Genomic DNA, 21635 nt, shown 5'->3' on the forward strand with positions numbered 1-21635 from the left:
ATAAAAAAGCCGCTGATGGTACAGGATAAGATGGAAAAAGTTCTATCCATTTACATATTTTAAGACTTGACCAACAGGGCGACTGACGGGATTGCAACTACCGTCTTTCAAGTCATCAAACAGCCAAACAGCATCAACTGCGTGAATGACAAACAATTATAAAAGAGGAGAAATATTTACTCGGAAAATTGCCGCGATTTACAGCTTGACTGCGGACATATCTATAAGACCTTTGGCGATGGCATAGACGGTAAGACCTGCAGGAGAATGTATCTGCAACTTACGTGCAATATTCTTGCGGTGAGTGATAACAGTGTTGATGGAAATGCAAAGATGGTCAGCCATCTCCTTATTTGTCATGCCCTGCACCAGACAGACTATCACGTCGCGCTCGCGGTCGCTCAATACATCTGCATCACTGTTCTTATTAATCATATTAGACAGTTTCTGCGATATATTGCTTTGGTTGATTTGCTTTTCAAGCAATCTGACTGCCGGTATAAAGATATGGTCTTCGACCTCGGAATGCTGGGCAAGCCATGACTCACAATTATAGATATCAAACAGCGTCGCATAAAGCTGATTATTGCGATGCGCATCGACTGGAAGATACTGTATGATGATATTCTTCAACTCACGCAACTTGACATCTATCTGGTCATGATGCTTAGAAAAAGTCTCCACATCATAGTTGGTCTGCGCTTTTCCCTGAAGGAGCGCCTCGACGTATGGAAAGACATTCTTTTCCTCATACTTCATATGATGGACGATACTGCGGGCATACTCATCATATATTTTGATGATGAGAGACGCCAGATTGTCGGCGGCGTCAAGCGATGCTATAAGTTCCTTCCTAATGAAAGGCAACTCAAAGTCCAAATAGTATTCGTGCGAGGATTTAAGATATTGCATCAAGGTGGGCACGGAAAGACGCGCGACATCATCCGCTCCCAGGTATCCATTGATGGTATAATTGACAATACACAGAAAAGTGAAGCTATCGACTCCCTCATCTCGACAGACCTCTTCTACCGTCTTGTTGCCAAATCCCAGGTTGATGCCAAAAGAGCCAAGGCAGCGCAAAACCGCATAATTATCCTGTAAAAGAGTAATCATCTTGTCTGATGCTTCATATAATTTCTGCTTCTTCATCGTCTGTTGTTATATAATTGTATGCAAAATTACAAAAATCGAAAGAATATTTTCCTTCCACATTACTTTTTAACACAAAGTGAAGCCTATATTTGTTGCAAAGATAAAAAGGATGTCCAAATGGTGCAATACCTAAAAGTAGGTATTTTGAGTATGAACGCCGAAGACAACTACCTACTTCATAGAGTGGCTCTCCACGCTTGTAGAATTAACCTCCACGCTTATGGAGATACTCTCCACGCTTGCAAAATTAACCTCCACGCTTATGGAGATACTCTCCACGCTTGCAAAATTAACCTCCACGCTTATGGAGATACACTCCACGCTTGCGTAGTTGGCAAACGGCACAGTAAAAGCAATACAAAAAAATCCCTTACCATCAATCTGACAAGGGACTTCATTATTAATTATGCTATAATTTGCTTGCTATTACTTGGCATAAGCCACGCTGCGGGTCTCACGGATAACCGTAATCTTAACCTGACCAGGATAGGTCATCTCGTTCTGAACCTTTGTTGCAATCTCGTCAGAGAGCTTGATGCTTTCCTCGTCGCTCATCTTGTCGGCACCGACAATCACGCGCAACTCGCGACCTGCCTGGATGGCGTAAGTCTTAACCACGCCAGGGTAGCTCATAGCTATAGCCTCAAGGTCGTTAAGACGCTTGATGTAAGCCTCGACTATCTCGCGACGGGCACCGGGACGGGCACCAGAGATGGCATCGCAAACCTGAACGATAGGAGCAAGCAGGCTCTCCATCTCAGTCTCATCATGGTGAGCGGCGATGGCATTGCAGATATCTGCCTTCTCCTTATATTTCTCTGCTATCTTAGCACCATAGAGTGCGTGGGGCAACTCGCTCTCCTCGTCTGGCACCTTACCGATATCGTGCAAGAGACCGGCACGCTTGGCCTTCTTAGGATTAAGTCCCAGCTCTGAAGCCATAACTGCACAGAGGTTAGCTGTCTCGCGAGCGTGCTGCAACAAGTTCTGTCCGTAAGATGAGCGATATTTCATCTTGCCGACGATACGCACCAGCTCGGGATGCAGACCGTGGATACCCAGGTCGATAACCGTACGCTTACCAGTCTCAATAATCTCATTGTCCAACTGCTTCTTGACCTTAGCCACAACCTCCTCAATACGAGCGGGGTGGATACGGCCATCAGTAACCAGCTGATGGAGAGCCAGACGGCAAACCTCGCGACGGATGGGGTCAAAGGCAGAGATGACAATAGCCTCGGGGGTATCGTCGACGACAATCTCGACACCTGTAGCAGCCTCAAGGGCTCGGATATTACGACCCTCGCGACCGATGATACGACCCTTAACCTCGTCGTTATCAATGTGGAACACGCTCACCGAATTCTCGATAGCAGTCTCGGTAGCCACACGCTGGATGGTCTGGATGACAATCTTCTTGGCCTGCTGGTTGGCATTGAGCTTGGCCTCGTCTACAATCTCGTTGATATAGCTGGCGGCATCAAGTTTGGCCTGGTCCTTCAGGCTGTCTATCAGTCGTTCCTTGGCTTCCTCGGCGCTCAGACCAGAGAGCTCTTCGAGCTTGGCACGCTCCTGCTCCTGCATCTTCTCAAGTTCCTGCTGCTTTACGAGCATCAGCTTCTTCTCGTTGTCTATACGCTGCTGAAGCTGGGTGAGTTCCTGCTTCTTTCGGCCTATCTCGTCCTGACGCTGGTTGAGAGATATCTCGCGCTGCTTGAGCCTGTTCTCGTTTTGCAGAATCTTCTGGTTGCGCTGCTGCACCTCCTTCTCCAGCTCACTCTTCTTGTTGAGGAATTTCTCCTTGACTTCAAGCAGTTTCTTCTCCTTTACCACTTCGGCTTCCTTAGAGGCTGCCGCTACCATTTCATTGTATTTTCCCTTAATGACATAACGGAAAATCATATAACCAACCAATACTCCCACGACGAGAGCTACGGCCACTATAATCAATGTAATTACCATTTTTAGTATTATGTATATAAAATTTAATTCCTTACTCGCTATCCAACGCTTCTTCGATTTCGGAAGTCAACTTGGTAAGGATGTCGGTAACAGGCAATATATCGTGTTTTCTGGTTTCCTTCTGATATCTGAGAGATATATCAATCAGAGCCATATATAATATTTCCTTCTCACCCTTGCGGTCTTTATAGACAGCAGAGTAATTGTTTACAACATCGGTTATCAGCTTGGCTGCGGCACGATAGCACTCTTCCTCTGCCCGAGGAATAGTCACTGTCATATCCGTATCGTAGACATGTAACCTAATACGCAATTTTTCCTTGTCTGACTCACCCATCGCTTCGCGTTATTTTTCGCTCAGTAGCGTGATACACTTGTTAACGTCTCTGATGAGCTTGGATATGCGCTTCTGCGCTCCTTCGACATCACCGTCGGTGACCTCAATCATCCTCGCCATCTTCAAACTCTCATAGTCCATGGAAGCCTGAGCCAGCCGAGCCTCAAGTTCGGCTATCTTGGCGTCGCGTTCGGACAGCATATCCTCAAGACGAGTCTTCTCCTTTTTGAGTTCATCAAAACGGAGAATCATCTGTCGCATACGTGTCGTAAACAGCGTCAATGTTTTCTCAGTAGCATCCATAACCTATGTTTAGTTTACAAATTTATATGAATAATCTGTAAAATCCAAAGAAATGTCTCGTTTTTTGTTATTTAGCTGCCTCTTCTTTGGCTTTTGGCTCTTTCTTGGCCAACATCACCACCTGATAGACAAATCCGGTAATCCACTTTTCAGAGAACGAGAGACGCTTGTTGTACTGGCGGATATTGAGCACCACCTTGACAACTCCGGCATCCTTGTAGTCGTTTTTGGTAAAGATTTCCTTCACGGTCTTCTCGGTCATCGAGTAGATGGCGCCCTTGAAGAAAGAAGGCATACGCAGCTTGAACTTCATGAGATTACCCATCAGCATCATCAGGTCTTGGGTAAAGCCCTGGAACTGTACGAGGAACACCTGTACGTCCTGTATCTTACGGCAGTTCTTACGAATACTGGCGTCAATCTCCTTGAAGAAGAGGTCGTCAACCTTGTAGAGCTCTTTGAGCATCTTCTTGCAGTGGCTCTTCTCACCAATACCCAACTTATTGTTCTGGGTGGGTACATGCAGCGTCGTCTTGAACATACGCAAGTCGGGCAGCATGGCAAGATTGTTGATACCCAGCTGGCTGGCTATCGATGCCTGAAAGTACACCCTGATGAGCGTCATGTAGTCTTCCATTCCGCCCGTTTTCTTTTCCGTTGACTTATTTCCGAATAATTTTGAAAATATTCCCATTATAATTACTTAAGTTTTTAATTAAATAATGGCCCAATTGCCATTAACAGCCACAAAATTACAACAAACTCGCCAATTGTCAAAATTATTTAACGTATTTCTTCGGACATAATACCAATGTATCGCAGCGGCAGGCACTGAGCTGGCCTTCCCATGGCCTCTCCGTGAAACTCATAAGGGGAACCGAATGCACAACTTAAAGTTGCATGAGACCAACCAGATAGAAAAGCAATCGCACCATGGGTTTTTCCTGCCATCAAAAAAAATGGCCGACGATGAATATTTTTTTTAATTATAATAAGGAGAAATCCGAATTATTATATTACCTTTGCATAGATTACGCACGATATAAGCCCAAGCTATTGCCATAGCTGCACAATGGTCATAATCGATGCCGTAGAAACAAAAACCATACAACATGCCACAACATATAAGCACAGTCGAAAACACCCTTAAAACTGAAGCAATGGCAGAGGACCTGAAAAATCCCTTGTTAATGCTGTCCAACAGAACCATAAAGCGTACATTCGACTTGTTTGCTGGTCTATTGGTATGTATCATCTCCCTACCCTTCCTACCCATCATCGCGCTAATCATCAAGATGCAGAGCCGCGGCCCCATAGTGTTCAAGCAGGAGCGCACCGGTCTTGACGGCAAGACATTTGTATGCTACAAGTTTCGCACCATGCGTCTGAATGACGAGTGCGACACACTTCAGGCCACAGCCAATGATCCACGCATATTCCCCTTTGGCAGTTTCATGCGCCGCACACATATCGACGAAATCCCCAATTTCATCAATGTAATCAAGGGCGACATGAGCATTATCGGCCCACGCCCCCACATGCTCTACCACACCAGAAAATACACCCAGTTGATAGACAACTACATGGACCGTCATCGCTGCAAGCCCGGCATTACGGGATATTCACAGGTGCTGGGACTGAGCGGAGAAACTCCCGAGGTGTGGCAAATGGCAGAGAGAGTGAAACACGACATATGGTACATCAAGCATTGGTCAATAGGATTAGACCTATGGATACTCTATCGCACAGTGGTAGTCACTTTCTGCAAGAGAAGACAGAATAATATCTAAAACGAAATAACAAGGTGAAAGGTATAGTACTTGCTGGCGGTTCAGGCACTCGCCTCTACCCCATAACCAAAGGCATTAGCAAACAGCTGATACCTATCTTTGACAAGCCGATGATATATTACCCCATCTCGGCTCTGATGCTCGCTGGCATACGCGAGATTCTCATCATCTCCACCCCTTACGACCTCCCAGGCTTCCGCCGACTGCTCGGTGACGGCAGCGAACTGGGCGTCAAGTTTGAATACGCCGAGCAGCCAAGCCCCGACGGACTGGCCCAGGCTTTCATCATCGGCGAGAAGTTTATCGGCAATGACTCCGTCTGCCTCGTCCTTGGCGACAACATCTTCTATGGAGCCGGCTTCAGTGGCCTGCTCCACCAGAGTGTCACCAATGTAGAGCAAGACGGCATGGCTACCGTCTTCGGTTATTACGTCAACGACCCAGAGCGCTATGGCGTGGCTGAGTTTGACGCCGATGGCAACTGCCTCTCCATCGAGGAAAAGCCACAGCATCCCAAGAGCAATTACGCCGTTGTGGGACTATACTTCTATCCCAACAGCGTGGTAGAGATAGCCAAAAACATCAAGCCCAGTGCTCGCGGCGAGCTCGAGATTACTACCGTCAACCAGGAATATCTCAACCGCCATCAGCTGAAGGTGCTTACCCTCCAGCGCGGATTCGCCTGGCTCGACACCGGTACCCACGACAGTCTGAGCGAGGCCAGTACCTTCATCGAGGTAATAGAGAAACGTCAGGGCCTCAAGGTGGCTTGTCTCGAAGAGATCGCCTACAAGCAGGGATGGATAGACGCTGACCAGCTCAGAGAACTGGCCAAGCCCATGCTCAAAAACCAATACGGACAATATCTCTTATCATTGACAAAATAAAAACTTAAATAAAATGGAATACGTAAAAAATGGAATGCCCGAAGAAATTCGAGACCAGGAAAAGAGTTCGCTGAACTATCAAGATGTTATCCGGATAGCCGTACTCTATTGGAAATGGTTCTTACTTTCTGTGATTATCTGTGTAGGAATCGCAGCCGTATATCTGCGCTACACCACACCTGTCTATCAAGCCACCACCAAGATGCTCATCAAGAATGATGACAACAATGCACGCAGCCGCACCGGCAGCCGCATTGCCCAGGCAGCCAACCTGGGATTCATGGAGGCAAGTGACGGTTTTGACAACGAAATGGAGATCATCACCTCGCGTCTGCTGGCCGAACAGGCAGCAAGAGACCTGAAGCTCTACACTACCTATTATATAAAAGGTAAGATTAAGGCACAGATAGCCTACCACAACAATCCCGTCAATGTGGATGTAGACCCCACTCACCTGGAGATGCTGAAGGCTCCCGTGAAGCTGACCATCAAGTATGAGAATGGACAGTACAACGTGACAGGCACCTACACCAAGCCTCTCGTAGAGGGTACCAAGGGCGTGGAATACAAGATAGACAAGAAATTCAAGAACCTGCCAGCCACCTTCGGTACCAAAGTAGGTGTGATTACCCTCTCACGCAATGCCTGCCCCCAGATGCGCGAAGGCGACATCATGAAGGCAGTTATCGTGTCTCCCCACATGATGTCATACAAGTATCAGAAGTCGCTCAACGTATCTCCCACATCCAAGACGACCACCATCGCCAAGCTCACACTCAACGACGAAGTGCCTATGCGCGCTACCGACTATCTGCGCCAGCTGGCCGTAGTCTACAACCGCCAGGCCAATGAGGACAAGAATGAGGTGGCTCGCCGTACCGAGGAGTTTATCAACAACCGTATCGAAAAGCTCAACGCCGAGCTGGGCAGCACCGAAGGGTCTCTGGAGAGCTACAAGAAGCGCAACCAGCTGGTTGACATCAAGCTCAATGCAAGCCAGAACGTACTCAACGCAAGCCAATACCAGCAGAAGTTGTCTGAGGCCCAGATGCAGGTTGAACTTATCAACAGCCTGCGCGAGACTATGAATTCGAGCAAGGACTACGCCGTGCTGCCTGCCAATGTGGGTATCGCCGATGTAGCCGTAACCTCGCTCATCACGAAATACAATGAGATTTCTCTCAATCGCAGCCGTCTGCTCAATGGCGCCTCTGAGTCTTCGCCCACCGTCATCCCTCTTACCAATCAGCTTGACGAGCTCCGCCACAGCATCAGCGTGGCCATGAACCAGGCCAAGTTCAATGCCGAGATGCAGCTCAACAAGATTGAGAGCGAGTTGAACCGCAACTCTGGCAAGATGACTGAGACTCCAGAGCAGGAGCGCATCCTTACACAGATTGGCCGCCAGCAGGAAGTGAAGTCTGCCCTGTATGTGATGCTGCTGCAGAAGCGCGAAGAGAACTCCATCTCTCTGGCATCAACCGTGGACAAAGGCAAGCTCATCGACACTCCCGAGGTATTGGGCAAAATCAGTCCTAAGGGTAGCATCATATTGCTCATCTCTTTTGTATTGGGTATCGGTATTCCCGCCGGTCTGCTCTTCCTTATCCAGCTGTTGCGCTACAAGATTGAGGGACACGACGACGTGGAGAAGCTCACCAAGCTGCCTATCATCGCCGACGTTGCTGTGGCCAGCGATAGCGCCAAGACCAAGGCCGACATCGTGGTACACGAGAACAAGAACAATATGATGGAAGAAATTTTCCGTTCGATGCGTACCAACCTGCAGTTTATGATGAAGGAAGACGAGAAGGTCATCCTCTTCACCTCCACCACTTCGGGCGAAGGCAAGACCTTCAACTGCGCCAACCTCGCCATCAGTTTCGCACTGCTGGGCAAGAAGGTACTGCTCGTGGGACTCGACATCCGCAAGCCCCGACTGGCCGAGTTGTTTGAGATTAATGACAAGGTACACGGTATTACCAACCTTCTGGTCAAGGAGCATCCCACTTGGGCCGACATCAGCAAGCAGATACTGCCTTCAGAGGTAAACAGCAATCTGGAGCTGCTCATGGCTGGCCCCATTCCTCCCAACCCCGCAGAATTGGTAGCCCGCAAGAGCCTCGACGACATTATCAACGAACTGAAGGATCACTATGATTACATCCTTATCGACACCGCCCCTGTGGGTCTGGTTACCGATACGCTTCAGATTGGCCGCGTAGCCGACGCCACGGTATACATGTGCCGCGCCGACTATACCGCCAAGGAGAGCTTCAACCTCATCAACGAACTTTCGGAAACCAAGAAGCTGCCTAACATGTCCATTGTCCTCAACGGCGTAGACATGACCAAGAAGAAGTATGGCTACTACTATGGCTATGGCAAGTATGGCAAATACGGACACTATGGCAGATACGGCCGATATGGCAAGGGCTCGTATGGTTCATATGGTTCTTATGGCAATTACAGCAAGAGTCACTATGGTGACGCCAACGACGACTCCGTCAAGCACTAAGGTGCTTGGCGGGTCCGCCGCCGGCCTCCTCACGCGCGTATATATATAATAGGTATAAGAGACTATGACAATAGCCGTAGATTTTGATGGAACGATAGTCACCCACGAGTATCCGAAGATTGGCAAAGAACTTCCGTTTGCCACAGAGACGCTAAAGATGCTTATCAAGGAGCATCATAAACTGATACTGTGGACTGTCCGCGAAGGTGCGCTTCTCGACGAAGCCGTCAACTGGTGCCGCGAGCGTGGCGTTGAGTTTTACGCCATCAACAAAGACTATCCCGAAGAAAGACAAGAATGGAACAATCACTTCTCCCGCAAGCTGAAAGTAGACATGTGGATTGACGACCGTAACATCGGCGGTCTGCCCGATTGGGGACTGATTTACCAGATGATACACTACAACAAGACATGGCACGACATCATGCGCGAAGAGCGCAGAAGCCTGAGAGGAGAAAACGAAACACAAAAAAAGAAACATTGGTGGCAATTCTAACCACCAATGTTTCTTTTTTTTTTATATCGTCCTCTGTCTATCCCACTACAAACTTCAGGATAAACAGGAGCGAGAGAATCACCAGCGTGACGCTTATATTCTTAAATTTACCAGTACATACCTTCATCACTACATAGCTCAAGATGCCCAAGCAGATGCCATCGGCTATGGAATAACACAACACCATCGTAATCATAGTGATAAACGAAGGGAAAGCCTCGGTGACATCATTGAGTTCTATCTTCTTCACCGAGTCAATCATCAGCACGCCCACCATAACCAGGGCACCACTTGTGGCAGCCGAAGGAATGAGCAGGAAAAGCGGAGACAGCAAGAGGGCTGCGATGAACAGGAATCCGGTAACCAGTGAGGTGAGACCCGTGCGACCACCCTCGGCTATACCCGAAGCACTCTCGATATATGTAGTGACGGTACTGCTACCCAACATGGCTCCACAGGTAGTACCGATGGCATCGCTGAGCATGGCTTCCTTCACACGAGGAATAGAGCCGTCTGGGCGAACCACACCAGTCTTCTCCGCCAAGCCCACAAGCGTGCCCACGGTATCAAAGATATTGATGATAAGCAGCGAGAAGATGACCACCAGCATATTGATATTGAAGAAACCATCAAAATCAAACTGGCAGAAAATCGGCGCTACCGAGTGGGGCTCCGACACAGGCAGCCACCCATCAGGCATCACCGTCACGCCCATCGGCAAACCTACCAGAGTAGCGATGATGATGGCGATGAAGAGAGCGCCCTTCACTCTACGGGCTGTGAGCACTCCGCTCAGCACTATGGCCACGATACCCAGGATAGCTTCGGGGGTGAAATTGCCCAAAGCCACAAAGGTGTCGGGATTGGCCACCACGATGCCGGCGTTTTTCAGTCCGATAAAGGCTATAAACATACCTATTCCCGCCGAAATGGAGTAGCGCAAGTTGCGAGGGATGCTGTCCAGAATCTTCTCACGCACGTTCATAAACGTGATGAGGATGAAGACTACGCCCTCTACAACCAATGCCGCCAACGACTGTTGCCACGACAGGTGCATAGCCTGACACATGGTAAAGGCAAAGAAGGCATTGAGACCCATACTTGGAGCTTGGGCAAACGGCAACTTGGCCATAAACGCAAGCAACAGGGTGGAAATGGCCGCCGCGAGGGCTGTGGCTGTGAAGAGAGCGCCCTTGTCCATACCCGTAGTGGCCAGAATTGCGGGATTGACAGCAAGGATGTAGCTCATTGTCAGAAAAGTGGTAGCGCCGGCCACAACCTCCGTGCGCACACTTGCCTTGGCACTATCAAATCCAAGGGCTTTGGTTAAAATATTCATTAATTCACTATAAATTAGGATTATACATCTGCTTAATGATGATGCAAAAATAATAAGAAACGCCAAAACAGGCAAAAGAATAACCAAGAATATTCATAAAAACCACTTATCCTGCTACTTGGCGCTTCATTTCCACCTTATTTTATATGACGGGCGTTTCACTCTGCCGCCCTTGCACCTTCAGCGCAGCTCCAACTACCTGTGGTCCTTATTCTCTATCGCAAAGCCGCCATCTTCAGCACCTTAGCCACTATTATTCTTGACTTTTATGCCAATATGATTGTTATTATGTATACCTTTGCAGTCGAAAAAACATTCATTATGGCAAAGAGAGCATACATAGAGAAAAACAAGGCATGGCTGGAAGACAAAGCCCGCGAAGAAGGCGTACTCCAGCTGCCGCGCGGTGTGTACTATCGCATCATCCACAGCGGAGAAGGCACTACCCATCCTTCACCCAGAAGTATCATCACAGCCCACTACCGCGGATCCACCATCGACGGTCATACCTTCGACTCGAGTTATGGCGGCACGCCACTGGCCATCAGGCTCTGCGACCTAATAGACGGTTGGATTGTGGCACTGCAGCAGATGGTCGTCGGCGACAAGTGGGAACTGTACATCCCGGCAGAGATGGGCTACGGCAAATTCTCCCAACCCGGAATCCCTGGCGGTTCTACCCTCATCTTCGAGATTGAACTCTTGGGAATCGGCTGATACAAGCCACTTTTGCCCCATCAAGGCGGTCTGACCAATGGCCAACCCACCTATTTCGGAGACCATCATGGCCATCATCAGCACCATCATTGTTAAAAAAACCAAAATCGCGAACAAATAAACGGATATAGTTCCCCGTTTCACATTGAAAATTAGTAATTTTGCAACCGATTTGGTGTTTACTCACCTTATCATCGAGTTAATTAACATAATGTCTAACTTTTTTATTTATTTCATTTATTAATTTTATGTCAGATTTTAAGAACGTACAGCCGTTGGCAGACTTCAATTGGGACGAGTTTGAGAATGGCACTAATGCAGGCTCAAACATTGACGACATTCAGAAGGCTTACGACGAGACCCTTAACAAGGTTACAGAGCATCAGGTAGTAGAAGGTACCGTAATCTCTGCTGACAAGAAAGAGGTTATCGTTAACATCGGTTACAAGAGCGATGGTATCATTCCTGCTTCTGAATTCCGCTACAACCCCGACCTCAAGGTAGGTGACAAGGTTGAAGTTTACGTTGAGAACCAGGAGGACAAGAAGGGCCAGTTGGTTCTGTCTCACAAGAAGGCACGCCTGGCCAAGAGCTGGGACCGTGTTAACGAGGCTCTCGCTAACGACGAGGTTATTCAGGGCTACATCAAGTGCCGCACTAAGGGTGGTATGATTGTTGATGTATTCGGAATCGAAGCATTCTTGCCCGGTAGCCAGATTGACGTTCATCCAATACGCGACTACGATGTATTCGTAGGCAAGACCATGGAGTTCAAGATTGTCAAGATCAATCAGGAGTTCCGCAATGTGGTTGTTTCTCACAAGGCTCTTATCGAGGCCGAGCTTGAGGCACAGAAGAAGGACATCATCTCTAAACTTGAGAAGGGTCAGGTACTCGAGGGTACTGTTAAGAACATCACCTCTTATGGTGTATTCGTTGACCTCGGCGGTGTTGACGGACTCATCCACATCACCGACCTGTCTTGGGGCCGCGTAAGCGATCCTCACGAGGTAGTAGAGCTCGACCAGAAGATCAACGTTGTTATCCTCGACTTCGATGAGGAGAAGAAGCGTATCGCTCTCGGTCTGAAGCAGCTTACTCCCCACCCATGGGAGGCTCTGGATGCCAACCTGAAGGTAGGCGACCACGTCAAGGGCAAGGTAGTCGTTATCGCTGACTACGGTGCATTCGTTGAGATTCAGCCCGGCGTTGAAGGTCTTATCCACGTTAGCGAGATGTCTTGGAGCCAGCACCTCCGCTCAGCTCAGGACTTCCTGCACGTAGGCGACGAGGTAGAGGCAGTTATCCTGACCCTCGACCGCGAGGAGCGCAAGATGAGCCTCGGTATCAAGCAGCTCAAGGAAGACCCATGGCAGAGCATCGATACCAAGTATCCTATCGGCAGCAAGCACACCGCTAAGGTTTGCAACTTCACCAACTTCGGTATCTTCGTAGAGCTTGAGGAAGGTGTTGACGGCCTTATCCACATCTCTGACCTCTCTTGGACCAAGAAGGTTAAGCATCCTTCTGAGTTCACACAGGTAGGTGCTGAGATTGAGGTTGTTGTACTCGAGATAGACAAGGAGAACCGTCGTCTGAGCCTCGGCCACAAGCAGCTCGAGGAGAATCCTTGGGATGTTTACGAGACTCTGTACACTGCAGGTTCTGTACACCAGGGCAAGATTACCGAGATGATGGACAAGGGTGCCGTTATCACTCTCAACGAGGGTGGTGAAGGCTTCGCTACTCCCAAGCACTTGGTTAAGGAAGACGGCTCACAGGCTAAGCTCGGTGAGGAACTCCCATTCAAGGTTATTGAGTTCAACAAGAACTCTCGCCGCATCATCCTTTCACACTCTCGTACATTCGAGGATGAGAAGGAAGAGGTTAAGCCCGTACGCAAGCACGCCGCCAAGAAGCAGGACACTCCTGTTATCAACAACGTTGCTGCCAGCACATCACTCGGCGACCTCGATGTATTGGCCGAACTGAAGCAGAAGATGGAGAAGGGCGAGTAATATCAGCCTAACCCATTAAAAAATAATGAAAGCCCGCAAAATTTTTGCGGGCTTTCTTTTTTATTCCAACGATTATTAGTAACTTTGCAGACACATTTAAGATGTACCAAGAATGTTTCATCCCTTGAAACATTATTTTATATAACCACATCACATATTAATATATATGTATAGCAAAGAAGAACTGATAGCAAAAGCTATTCCTGAACTGTTGGATATTGCTCACAGCATGGGTGCTGTGACCACAGGCAACAGCGACCAGGAGAGCCTCGCCTATGCCATTTTGGACAAGCAGGCAGAAGACGAAGGCAATAAAAACCCACTTGGAGCCAAACGCCGTAGAACACGCATCATCAAGAAGGAAAGCGACAAAGTATATACCGTGAATGGGAAAGAAGGCGAGAACTTCGACCTGAAGAAAAACATCAACACCCACAAGGAAGAACCCGGACTTTTTGCCAACGAAGAGTTGCTCAACAAAGACGTTGAGACTCCAGTCGTGGCCGAGGAAGAGCCCGTTGAGAAGCCCAAGCGTCGCACACGCAAGACCACCAAGAAAGAGGCCGACGAAGCCACTCCTTCAGAAGAGACACCCGTAAAGGACGAGCCCGCTACCGAGGAGCCCGCTACTGCTGTTCAGGCAGAGACACCCCAGGCCAGTGAGCCCGAAGCTCCAGAGCAGGTAGAAGAGCCCCAGGCAGAGCAAGCCGACTTCGTTCCCGAAGCCCAGTTTGCCATGGGCGACCAGCCCGCTGCAGAAGAGGGCGACAGCGAAGGACTGATAGCCAAGTTGCAGGCAAAAATCAACGCCCACAACGAGAACATCGACAACAGCCCGATGGTTACCAACGACGTATGGGAAGGCGACCCCGGTGATGGCACCGATTTCATCATCACCCACGACCTGCCCATCGAAGACGAAGGCGTCGTGCCCACCTACGACATGTTCGACAACCCCACTACTCCCGTCAACAATACCGTACAGTCATACCAGCAGCCCGTGCAGGAGAATGTTACCAAATACGACTTCTCCGACATCATCACTGCCAATGGCGTGCTCGAAGTTATGCAGGACGGTTACGGCTTCCTGCGCTCCAGCGACTACAATTACCTCTCTTCTCCTGACGATGTCTATGTTTCCAACGCCCAGGTGAAGCATTACGGACTGAAGACAGGCGATGTAGTCCAGTGCCATGTACGTCCACCCCATGAGGGCGAGAAGTATTTCCCCCTTACCAGCATAGACAAAATCAACGGACGCGAGCCCGCAGAAGTCAGAGACCGCATCCCGTTCGAACACCTTACCCCACTCTTCCCCGACGAGAAATTTACACTCTGTGGCGACCGCGCCACGACCAACCTCTCTACCCGCATAGTAGACCTCTTCTCTCCTATCGGTAAGGGACAGCGCGCCCTCATCGTGGCCCAGCCCAAGACAGGTAAGACCATACTGATGAAGGATATCGCCAACGCCATAGCAGCCAACCACCCCGAAGCCTACCTCATGATGTTGCTCATCGACGAGCGTCCTGAGGAGGTTACCGACATGGCCCGCACCGTCAATGCCGAGGTTATCGCCTCTACCTTTGACGAGCCTGCCGAGCGCCATGTCAAGATAGCCGGCATCGTGCTCGAGAAGGCCAAGCGCATGGTCGAATGTGGCCACGATGTTGTCATCTTCCTCGACTCCATCACCCGTCTGGCCCGCGCCTACAACACCGTTTCCCCTGCCTCTGGCAAGGTGCTCACCGGTGGTGTCGACGCCAATGCCCTGCAGAAGCCCAAGCGTTTCTTCGGAGCCGCGCGCAACATCGAAGGCGGCGGTTCGCTCACCATCATTGCCACCGCTCTCATCGACACCGGCAGCAAGATGGATGAGGTTATCTTCGAGGAATTCAAGGGTACCGGCAACATGGAGTTGCAGCTCGACCGCTCACTCAGCAACAAGCGCATCTTCCCTGCCGTCAACCTGGTGGCATCAAGCACACGCCGCGACGACCTGCTGCAAGACCAGTTTACGCTCGACCGCATGTGGGTATTGCGCAAGCATTTCAGCGACATGAACTCTTTCGAGGCTATGAACGAAATCCACGATACTATGGTAAGAACCAAGGACAACAACGAGTTCTTGATTGCCATGAACGGATAAGCAGCAATACATATTACGACTATCATCGAGGGAACCGTCTTTACGAGACAGTTCCCTCGATGCGTATATAAACTTCTATTAACTGTTCACGAAGCAAAAAAACATGGTCATATCCTTTGTCCTGCCCAAGACTTTCTGTAACTTTGTACCCAAGTTCTGCACTGCCCCATTCGTAGCGGGGATGCACAATAATAACCACATAAACATATTGACCGGATATGAAAGTATTGAAATTCGGCGGTACATCAGTAGGTTCCGTCAAGAGTATTCTGAGTGTAAAAAGCATTGTTGAAAAGGAAGCCAAACGCCAGCCAGTCATCGTCGTCGTCAGTGCGTTGGGAGGTATCACCGACAAACTGATTGCCACCTCCAAACTGGCTGAGAACGGCGACGACAAGTGGAAACAGTCATTCGACGAAATCGTTGACCGTCACTACATGATGATTGACACCGTCATTACTGACAACACCGCACGCGAGCAGCTTTTTGCTACCATTGATATATTATTAGACCAGCTGAAGAGCATCTTCTTCGGCGTTTATCTGGTCCACGACCTCAGCAAGAAATCTTACGACACCATCGTCAGCTATGGCGAGCGCATCAGCTCTCACATCGTTGCAGCCATGATACGCGGAGCCCGCCGTGTCAACTCCCTCGACTTCATCGTCACCGAGCAGAAAAACGGCCGCCACATCCTGGACAGCGACCTGACCCACAAGCGTGTGTGCGAAACCTTTGCCAATCTCTCGCGCATCTCTATCGTGCCCGGCTTTATCAGCCGCGACCGCGACACCCACGACATCACCAATCTGGGTCGTGGCGGCTCCGACTATACCGCCGCCATCATCGCCGCCTCGCTCGATGCCGACGTGCTGGAGATATGGACCGATGTCGACGGTTTTATGACAGCCGACCCGCGCGTCATCAAGAACGCCTATACCATCAGCGAGCTCAGCTACATCGAGGCGATGGAGCTCTGCAACTTCGGCGCCAAGGTCATCTATCCGCCCACCATCTACCCCGTTTGCGTCAAGAATATCCCTATCAAGGTCAAGAACACCTTCAACCCCGAAAACCCGGGCACCATCATCAAGCAGCAGATAGCCAACGACTTCAAGCCCATCAAGGGTATTTCGAGCATCAGTGGCACCACGCTTATCACTGTGGCTGGTCTGTCTATGGTGGGCGTCATCGGTGTCAACCAGCGCATCTTTACCGCACTGACCAACGGTGGCATCTCCGCGTTCATGGTTTCCCAGGCTTCATCCGAGAACTCCACCTCCATCGGTGTCCGCGACGCCGATGCCGAAGAGGCTGTCAACGTGTTGAACAGCGAGTTTGCCAAGGAGATAGAGACCGGAGCCATGTTTCCCATGCACGCTGAAGGCGGACTTGCCACGGTGGCCATCGTCGGCGAAAACATGCGCCATACGCCTGGCGTGGCGGGCAAACTGTTTGGCACGCTGGGACGTAGCGGTATCTCTGTCATCGCCTGTGCCCAGGGAGCCTCTGAGACCAATATCTCCTTTGTCATCCAAGGCAAATCTCTGCGCAAGGCGCTTAACGTCTTGCACGACTCGTTCTTCCTGTCCGACTATAAGGTGCTCAACCTCTTCATCTGCGGTATCGGCACCGTAGGCAGCATGCTCATCGAGCAGATACGCAGCCAGTATGAAGAACTCAAGGAGCACTCGCGCCTCAAGCTCAATGTCGTGGGAATAGCTTCGTCCAAGAATGCCATCTTCGACCGCGACGGACTGGACCTCAGCCACTACAAAGAGATGCTGCAACAGTCATCGCCAAGCAATATAGAACTGTTGAAGGAGAAGATATTGGGAATGAACATCTTCAATTCCGTGTTCGTCGACTGCACCGCAAGCAAGGATGTGGCACAGATTTACCAGACCCTGCTCGAGCACAACATCAATGTGGTTGCCGCCAACAAGATTGCGGCTTCGTCAGACTATCAGAGCTATATCCGACTGAAGAACACGGCGCTGGAGCGTGGCGTCATCTATCGCTTTGAAACCAATGTGGGCGCCGGACTGCCCATCATCGGCACCATCAATGACCTGCGCAACTCAGGCGACAAGATACTCAAGATTGAGGCGGTGCTCAGTGGCACGCTCAACTACATCTTCAACGAGCTGTCTGCCACCGTCCCATTCTCCGAGACCGTAAGATTGGCCAAGGAGAACGGCTATTCTGAGCCCGACCCCCGTATCGACCTCAGTGGCACCGACGTGATACGCAAGTTGGTCATCCTCACCCGCGAAGCCGGCTATCAGATAGAGCAGGCCGACGTAGAGAAGCATCTCTTTATCCCCCAGCAGATGTTTGAGGGCAGTACCGACGATTTCTGGGCCAAGCTGCCCTCCTTGGACAAGCAGTTTGAAGCCAAGCGTCAGCAACTGGAAGCCGAGGGGAAGCGTTGGCGCTTTGTGGCAGAGATGGAGAACGGTGCGGCCAAGGTCTCTCTCAAAGAGGTGGCCAAGGGGCATCCCTTCTACAATCTGCAGGGCTCCAACAATATCGTGATGCTTACCACCGAGCGTTACAAGGAGTTCCCCATGCTGATACAGGGCTATGGAGCCGGCGCCGGGGTCACCGCAGCCGGAGTCTTTGCCAACATCATGTCTATAGCCAACATCTGATTAGTAGTCACTATACGCTAAGAGGGTACAAAGCCAATCACTTTGTACCCTCTTAGCGTATATATATGTATGTGTCGATTACTCTGGACGCACATCCACCGCGTCGGCCATCAGGTGCATGGCGGTCTCGTCGATGCCCTGACTCTGCAGCAAGTTTATGTCGGCCTCAAACGAGGAGTAGATGCTACGGCTTATACCCTTGTCGCGCCTGCCTGCCATAGCGAGATAGGCTCTGAACACCTCCACGGCTTCTGCCACTCGTCCCGACAGCCACAGACTATACCCATAGTTCAGACGGTCATCGGCATTGTCAGGACATTTGGCACATAGCTTCTCATACTCAGCCACAGCCTGCTCACTGTTGCCCTGGTTCATCATGCCCCACAGCATCACACGCACCACATCCATGTTGTCGGGATTGTTGTAGTACAGTTTGTGCAATGTCGGCATCGCCTCCTCCACCCTGCCCGACATCACCAGACACAGAGAGCGGTTAAGCAGATAGTTCACATTGTCCTCATGGATGCCTGCCAGACGGTCATAGCAACTCAGTGCTGCCAGATAGTCCTTGCGGTCCAGACGACTATGGGCGGCGCCACGCAGCACATACTCGTTGTCGGGATATTCGGCCACCATCACATCATACATCGTCGCAGCCGTAGCCTTGTCGCCATGCTGCCACAGGTAGTGGGCGACAAACAGACGGTCAGACAGTCTCAATGGCATTGGCACTGCTGCAAGCAGAGTCAGCACTGTGGTGTGATAATGTTCGTCCTTGCGCGTGTCCATGCTATCCATAAAGCGCAAGGCGTCATAGCACATTTCCTTATAACCATCCGTGTCGCCGAAGAGACGGTCGTCGGCAACGAAGACATTGACCACATCAGGCCGCTGACGCATCCTGAAACAATCGACGAAGTTGTCCTTCATCGCATACAACTGATGGAAACGGAAAAGGTCATGGAGATAATTGCGGCGGATAAACGAGGCCGATGTCATGTCTTCAGCAGCCATCGGCATGACGCCGCCCTTGTTTTCAATCATTGCCTTGCGCAGATTAGCGGGCAATTGGGTCATCATCTTGGAAAACAAGATGACAAAAGAGTATTTGTCGTTGTCGCAGAAAGGAAGTGCAGAGAGCATGCTCTTTATCACCTCATGGGCATCTTCCGGTTCTGCGCTTCCCGAGTCTACAGATGGGTTGTCCCAGAAGAAGGGCTCAAACCAGTGGCTTAACTTGGAGAAGAAGCTATAGCGCTTGGCTTGACAGAAACCGCCATAATAGATATCCCGCCCTTTGGCTGCCATCTCTTTCATTCGGTTCATGACCGTCTCCACTTCACTCATCATATTTTCCGAATCCTCCGGATGCAGGATGTCATGAAGGTCCGACGATTGGGTGATATCCTTGGAGAGTTGGGCCAAATCCATATTCCCCTGCTTGAGCAGCGTAGGCATGATATCGCGCTTGATACACTCATCATCATACAGGGCATTGACGCTGGTCATGAGCTGTATCTGCATTTCTTTGAGCTGCTCCACGCCTTTGTCGTGTTCTACAATCATATCCACCGTGCGCTTCTGGCCTTCCACCATCAGCGTCTGGTTGCCATCGAGCGACAAGGCCCAGCCCACCAGTGCCCGTTGGCGCACGCTTTCAGCCACATCAGCCACATAGACCGCCGCCAGCACCTCCAGTTTCTTCAGGTCGAAGACGTTGACGCAGGCCAGCATGATGGCCCCCACTATCCATTGGGCATCCACCGTATCGATGGCGGGCGAGGTGAGCAGCATCCTGTAGAACGACGCGTCGGCATCATTCCACTGGTTGGACAGCAGGATATGGTCAAACAGGCGCCCCATATACGCATCGTGCGCCTGCAGCAACTGCCGCCGATGTTCTTCCCGACTCTCGGGCGCCTCGAGCGAGAGCATGGCCATATCAGCCACATGGTCTTCCAACCGCTGCCTGATAGCGTCAGGGTCGAAATCAATGCGACTGGACGCCAGCCGATAGGCGGCGTCATGATAGGAAGGATTGTCTTTTTTCTTGAGTTCTACCTGTATGTTCTGGATTAGCCTATAGGTTTTGCCAATCATTTCGTCATACAAGTCATTGCGACGCTCGTCGGTATATCCACGACGCATGAAGTCGAGCATCAGGTCATAGTTGCGGCGTATTTCATCGACATCACCCGAAAAGGCATACAATGCCTGTTGTTCTATCAACTTTGACAGGCGGGTCAATGTGTTTGAAAGCCGCCGATGAGCGTTGAAATCTTTCAGTATTGTCTGTATGGCATTATCCATAGCCACTGTGTCTTAGAGTGATTGCTTATCGCTGCTTGGGCAGGGCGATGTGCGGGTAAGAGTACTTGGGCAGCCTGTCTATGGTCTTGCCATCGGTATGGCAGACCGCCTTCACCAGGTCGGCATAATGCTTTACACCATAGTGGTTGAGCGAATCACAGGCTCTGTTATATCCCTCGACAAACGCGGTGAGCTGCTTCACGCGCTTTTTGTCCTTCATCAGATGGGCACCTGTCACTACCACACCCAGATGTTCCTTCATTTTCCGGCTGTCTTCGATTACCGTGTGCTTGAACATCCTGGCTGTCGTGGCCTGTGGCTCTGTCAGCCACATGGCATCCATTTCGTTGTTTTTCAGCATATCCAGCCTTATGAGTACATCATTGATTTGCACCCTGAATACAGGTGCAGAGGTCTTGACACCGTCGAGGGCCTTGTCGGTGAGATAATCGGTTGCCGAGTAGCGGGTCATCGCCACCATCTTGTCGCCCAACTGCGCCGCCGTCTTGACACGCGCCGTGCGGTTGGCTATCAACTGCCAGTAGGCATCGGTAGGCCCCATCGTCAGAAGCCCCACCCCGTGCTTGGTCATATGCTCCACACGCTTCAGGTCGGTCACTGCCACCTCCACGCTTTTGCCTTTGAGCGCCGTGTCACAGTCTATCTGCGCATTACGCACCTTCAGCCTCAAGTCCACTTGCGTGCTGTCATACCAGTGTTTCTGTTTGGCCAGATACACAGGCATACAGTCGAGCGTAGGTAGCACCGCCACCTTGAGCGCAGCCGCTTCCTCTTGCGCCAATCGGGCTCTTTCTGCCCGGCTGAGTCTTACTTTCTCTTCATACGACTGGCCGCAAGCCGACAGCAAGACAATGACAGCAAGCAGGAATATTGGTTTATGTTTCATCTGTATTCACATATTTATTTATATGCAAAAGTAGCAATATTTTTTGATACAATAAAAAAACTTAGTACTTTTGTGGTAATCAATATACAAGAC

Annotated in this window: 16 protein-coding genes; 8 read left to right on the plus strand and 8 right to left on the minus strand. The window is 50.2% G+C overall.

Annotation, left to right across the window (positions count from 1 at the left end; genetic code table 11):
- Positions 1–198 precede the first annotated feature (198 nt).
- The 5 genes from CIK94_RS00500 to CIK94_RS00520 form a co-directional block, all read right to left on the minus strand.
- Positions 199–1152, minus strand: a complete 954-nt coding sequence (locus tag CIK94_RS00500; protein WP_094420672.1) for a helix-turn-helix transcriptional regulator — start codon at positions 1150–1152, stop codon at positions 199–201.
- 429 nt (positions 1153–1581) lie between these two features.
- Entirely contained in the window at positions 1582–3117 is a 1536-nt protein-coding gene (gene rny / locus CIK94_RS00505; protein WP_094420674.1) for a ribonuclease Y, read from the minus strand.
- A 31-nt stretch (positions 3118–3148) separates the two neighbouring features.
- The gene (locus CIK94_RS00510; RefSeq protein WP_022310197.1) at positions 3149–3454 is read right to left on the minus strand and encodes a cell division protein ZapA; all 306 of its coding nucleotides are present in this window, start codon (positions 3452–3454) and stop codon (positions 3149–3151) included.
- Positions 3455–3463: 9 nt separating this feature from the next.
- Positions 3464–3757, minus strand: coding sequence for a hypothetical protein (locus CIK94_RS00515; RefSeq protein WP_022310198.1), 294 nt, complete (start codon positions 3755–3757; stop codon positions 3464–3466).
- Between the two features lie 67 nt (positions 3758–3824).
- On the minus strand, positions 3825–4451 hold the full coding sequence (locus CIK94_RS00520) for a hypothetical protein (protein ID WP_094420677.1): 627 nt from the start codon (positions 4449–4451) through the stop codon (positions 3825–3827).
- 496 nt (positions 4452–4947) lie between these two features.
- Here CIK94_RS00520 and CIK94_RS00525 point away from each other — a divergent pair, with 496 nt between their 5' ends.
- The 4 genes from CIK94_RS00525 to CIK94_RS00540 all read left to right on the plus strand — a co-directional run bounded on the left by CIK94_RS00525 (position 4948) and on the right by CIK94_RS00540 (position 9448).
- The gene (locus CIK94_RS00525) at positions 4948–5547 is read left to right on the plus strand and encodes a sugar transferase (protein ID WP_336385642.1); all 600 of its coding nucleotides are present in this window, start codon (positions 4948–4950) and stop codon (positions 5545–5547) included.
- A gap of 14 nt (positions 5548–5561) precedes the next feature.
- Positions 5562–6434, plus strand: a complete 873-nt coding sequence (gene rfbA / locus CIK94_RS00530; RefSeq protein WP_094387115.1) for a glucose-1-phosphate thymidylyltransferase RfbA — start codon at positions 5562–5564, stop codon at positions 6432–6434.
- Positions 6435–6447: 13 nt separating this feature from the next.
- Positions 6448–8952: a tyrosine-protein kinase gene (locus CIK94_RS00535; protein WP_094388485.1), complete on the plus strand. Its 2505-nt coding sequence runs from the start codon at positions 6448–6450 to the stop codon at positions 8950–8952.
- A 64-nt stretch (positions 8953–9016) separates the two neighbouring features.
- Entirely contained in the window at positions 9017–9448 is a 432-nt protein-coding gene (locus tag CIK94_RS00540; protein ID WP_094420679.1) for a BT0820 family HAD-type phosphatase, read from the plus strand.
- Positions 9449–9485: 37 nt separating this feature from the next.
- On the opposite strand, the gene CIK94_RS00545 is transcribed toward CIK94_RS00540, so the two are convergent.
- Positions 9486–10787 (minus strand): NCS2 family permease, encoded by a 1302-nt coding sequence (locus tag CIK94_RS00545; RefSeq protein WP_022310204.1) that lies wholly within the window; start codon positions 10785–10787, stop codon positions 9486–9488.
- A 321-nt stretch (positions 10788–11108) separates the two neighbouring features.
- On the opposite strand from CIK94_RS00545, the gene CIK94_RS00550 reads away from it, so the two are divergent.
- From CIK94_RS00550 to thrA, 4 genes are all read left to right on the plus strand, one after another.
- Positions 11109–11504, plus strand: coding sequence for an FKBP-type peptidyl-prolyl cis-trans isomerase (locus CIK94_RS00550; protein WP_094387122.1), 396 nt, complete (start codon positions 11109–11111; stop codon positions 11502–11504).
- Positions 11505–11752: 248 nt separating this feature from the next.
- Positions 11753–13522: a 30S ribosomal protein S1 gene (rpsA, locus tag CIK94_RS00555; RefSeq protein WP_094387117.1), complete on the plus strand. Its 1770-nt coding sequence runs from the start codon at positions 11753–11755 to the stop codon at positions 13520–13522.
- A gap of 166 nt (positions 13523–13688) precedes the next feature.
- Positions 13689–15671 carry a transcription termination factor Rho gene (gene rho, locus CIK94_RS00560; RefSeq protein ID WP_094420681.1) on the plus strand — a complete coding sequence of 661 codons (1983 nt, stop codon included), beginning with the start codon at positions 13689–13691 and terminating at the stop codon, positions 15669–15671.
- Positions 15672–15889: 218 nt separating this feature from the next.
- Positions 15890–18325: a bifunctional aspartate kinase/homoserine dehydrogenase I gene (gene thrA / locus CIK94_RS00565; protein ID WP_094420683.1), complete on the plus strand. Its 2436-nt coding sequence runs from the start codon at positions 15890–15892 to the stop codon at positions 18323–18325.
- A gap of 78 nt (positions 18326–18403) precedes the next feature.
- On the opposite strand, the gene CIK94_RS00570 is transcribed toward thrA, so the two are convergent.
- Together CIK94_RS00570 and CIK94_RS00575 are read right to left on the minus strand one after the other, a co-directional pair.
- Positions 18404–20635, minus strand: a complete 2232-nt coding sequence (locus CIK94_RS00570; RefSeq protein WP_094420685.1) for a M48 family metallopeptidase — start codon at positions 20633–20635, stop codon at positions 18404–18406.
- Between the two features lie 25 nt (positions 20636–20660).
- Complete coding sequence (locus tag CIK94_RS00575; RefSeq protein WP_094388490.1) at positions 20661–21542, minus strand: ABC transporter substrate-binding protein; 882 nt, start codon at positions 21540–21542, stop codon at positions 20661–20663.
- Positions 21543–21635: the final 93 nt, after the last annotated feature.

It is taken from the genome of Prevotella sp. P4-51, assembly GCF_002251455.1.
In the GTDB taxonomy this organism is placed as follows: Bacteria; Bacteroidota; Bacteroidia; order Bacteroidales; family Bacteroidaceae; genus Prevotella.

Bases quoted from the DNA above. Each gene is read 5' to 3' on its own strand.
- rho (WP_094420681.1), top strand. From the start codon at position 13,689: ATGTATAGCAAAGAAGAACTGATAGCAAAAGCTATTCCTGAACTGTTG.
- CIK94_RS00515 (WP_022310198.1), bottom strand. From the start codon at position 3,757: ATGGATGCTACTGAGAAAACATTGACGCTGTTTACGACACGTATGCGA.
- CIK94_RS00510 (WP_022310197.1), bottom strand. From the start codon at position 3,454: ATGGGTGAGTCAGACAAGGAAAAATTGCGTATTAGGTTACATGTCTAC.
- CIK94_RS00545 (WP_022310204.1), bottom strand. From the start codon at position 10,787: ATGAATATTTTAACCAAAGCCCTTGGATTTGATAGTGCCAAGGCAAGT.
- CIK94_RS00520 (WP_094420677.1), bottom strand. From the start codon at position 4,451: ATGGGAATATTTTCAAAATTATTCGGAAATAAGTCAACGGAAAAGAAA.
- rny (WP_094420674.1), bottom strand. From the start codon at position 3,117: ATGGTAATTACATTGATTATAGTGGCCGTAGCTCTCGTCGTGGGAGTA.
- CIK94_RS00535 (WP_094388485.1), top strand. From the start codon at position 6,448: ATGGAATACGTAAAAAATGGAATGCCCGAAGAAATTCGAGACCAGGAA.
- rpsA (WP_094387117.1), top strand. From the start codon at position 11,753: ATGTCAGATTTTAAGAACGTACAGCCGTTGGCAGACTTCAATTGGGAC.
- thrA (WP_094420683.1), top strand. From the start codon at position 15,890: ATGAAAGTATTGAAATTCGGCGGTACATCAGTAGGTTCCGTCAAGAGT.
- CIK94_RS00575 (WP_094388490.1), bottom strand. From the start codon at position 21,542: ATGAAACATAAACCAATATTCCTGCTTGCTGTCATTGTCTTGCTGTCG.
- CIK94_RS00540 (WP_094420679.1), top strand. From the start codon at position 9,017: ATGACAATAGCCGTAGATTTTGATGGAACGATAGTCACCCACGAGTAT.
- CIK94_RS00570 (WP_094420685.1), bottom strand. From the start codon at position 20,635: ATGGATAATGCCATACAGACAATACTGAAAGATTTCAACGCTCATCGG.
- CIK94_RS00525 (WP_336385642.1), top strand. From the start codon at position 4,948: ATGCTGTCCAACAGAACCATAAAGCGTACATTCGACTTGTTTGCTGGT.
- CIK94_RS00500 (WP_094420672.1), bottom strand. From the start codon at position 1,152: ATGAAGAAGCAGAAATTATATGAAGCATCAGACAAGATGATTACTCTT.
- CIK94_RS00550 (WP_094387122.1), top strand. From the start codon at position 11,109: ATGGCAAAGAGAGCATACATAGAGAAAAACAAGGCATGGCTGGAAGAC.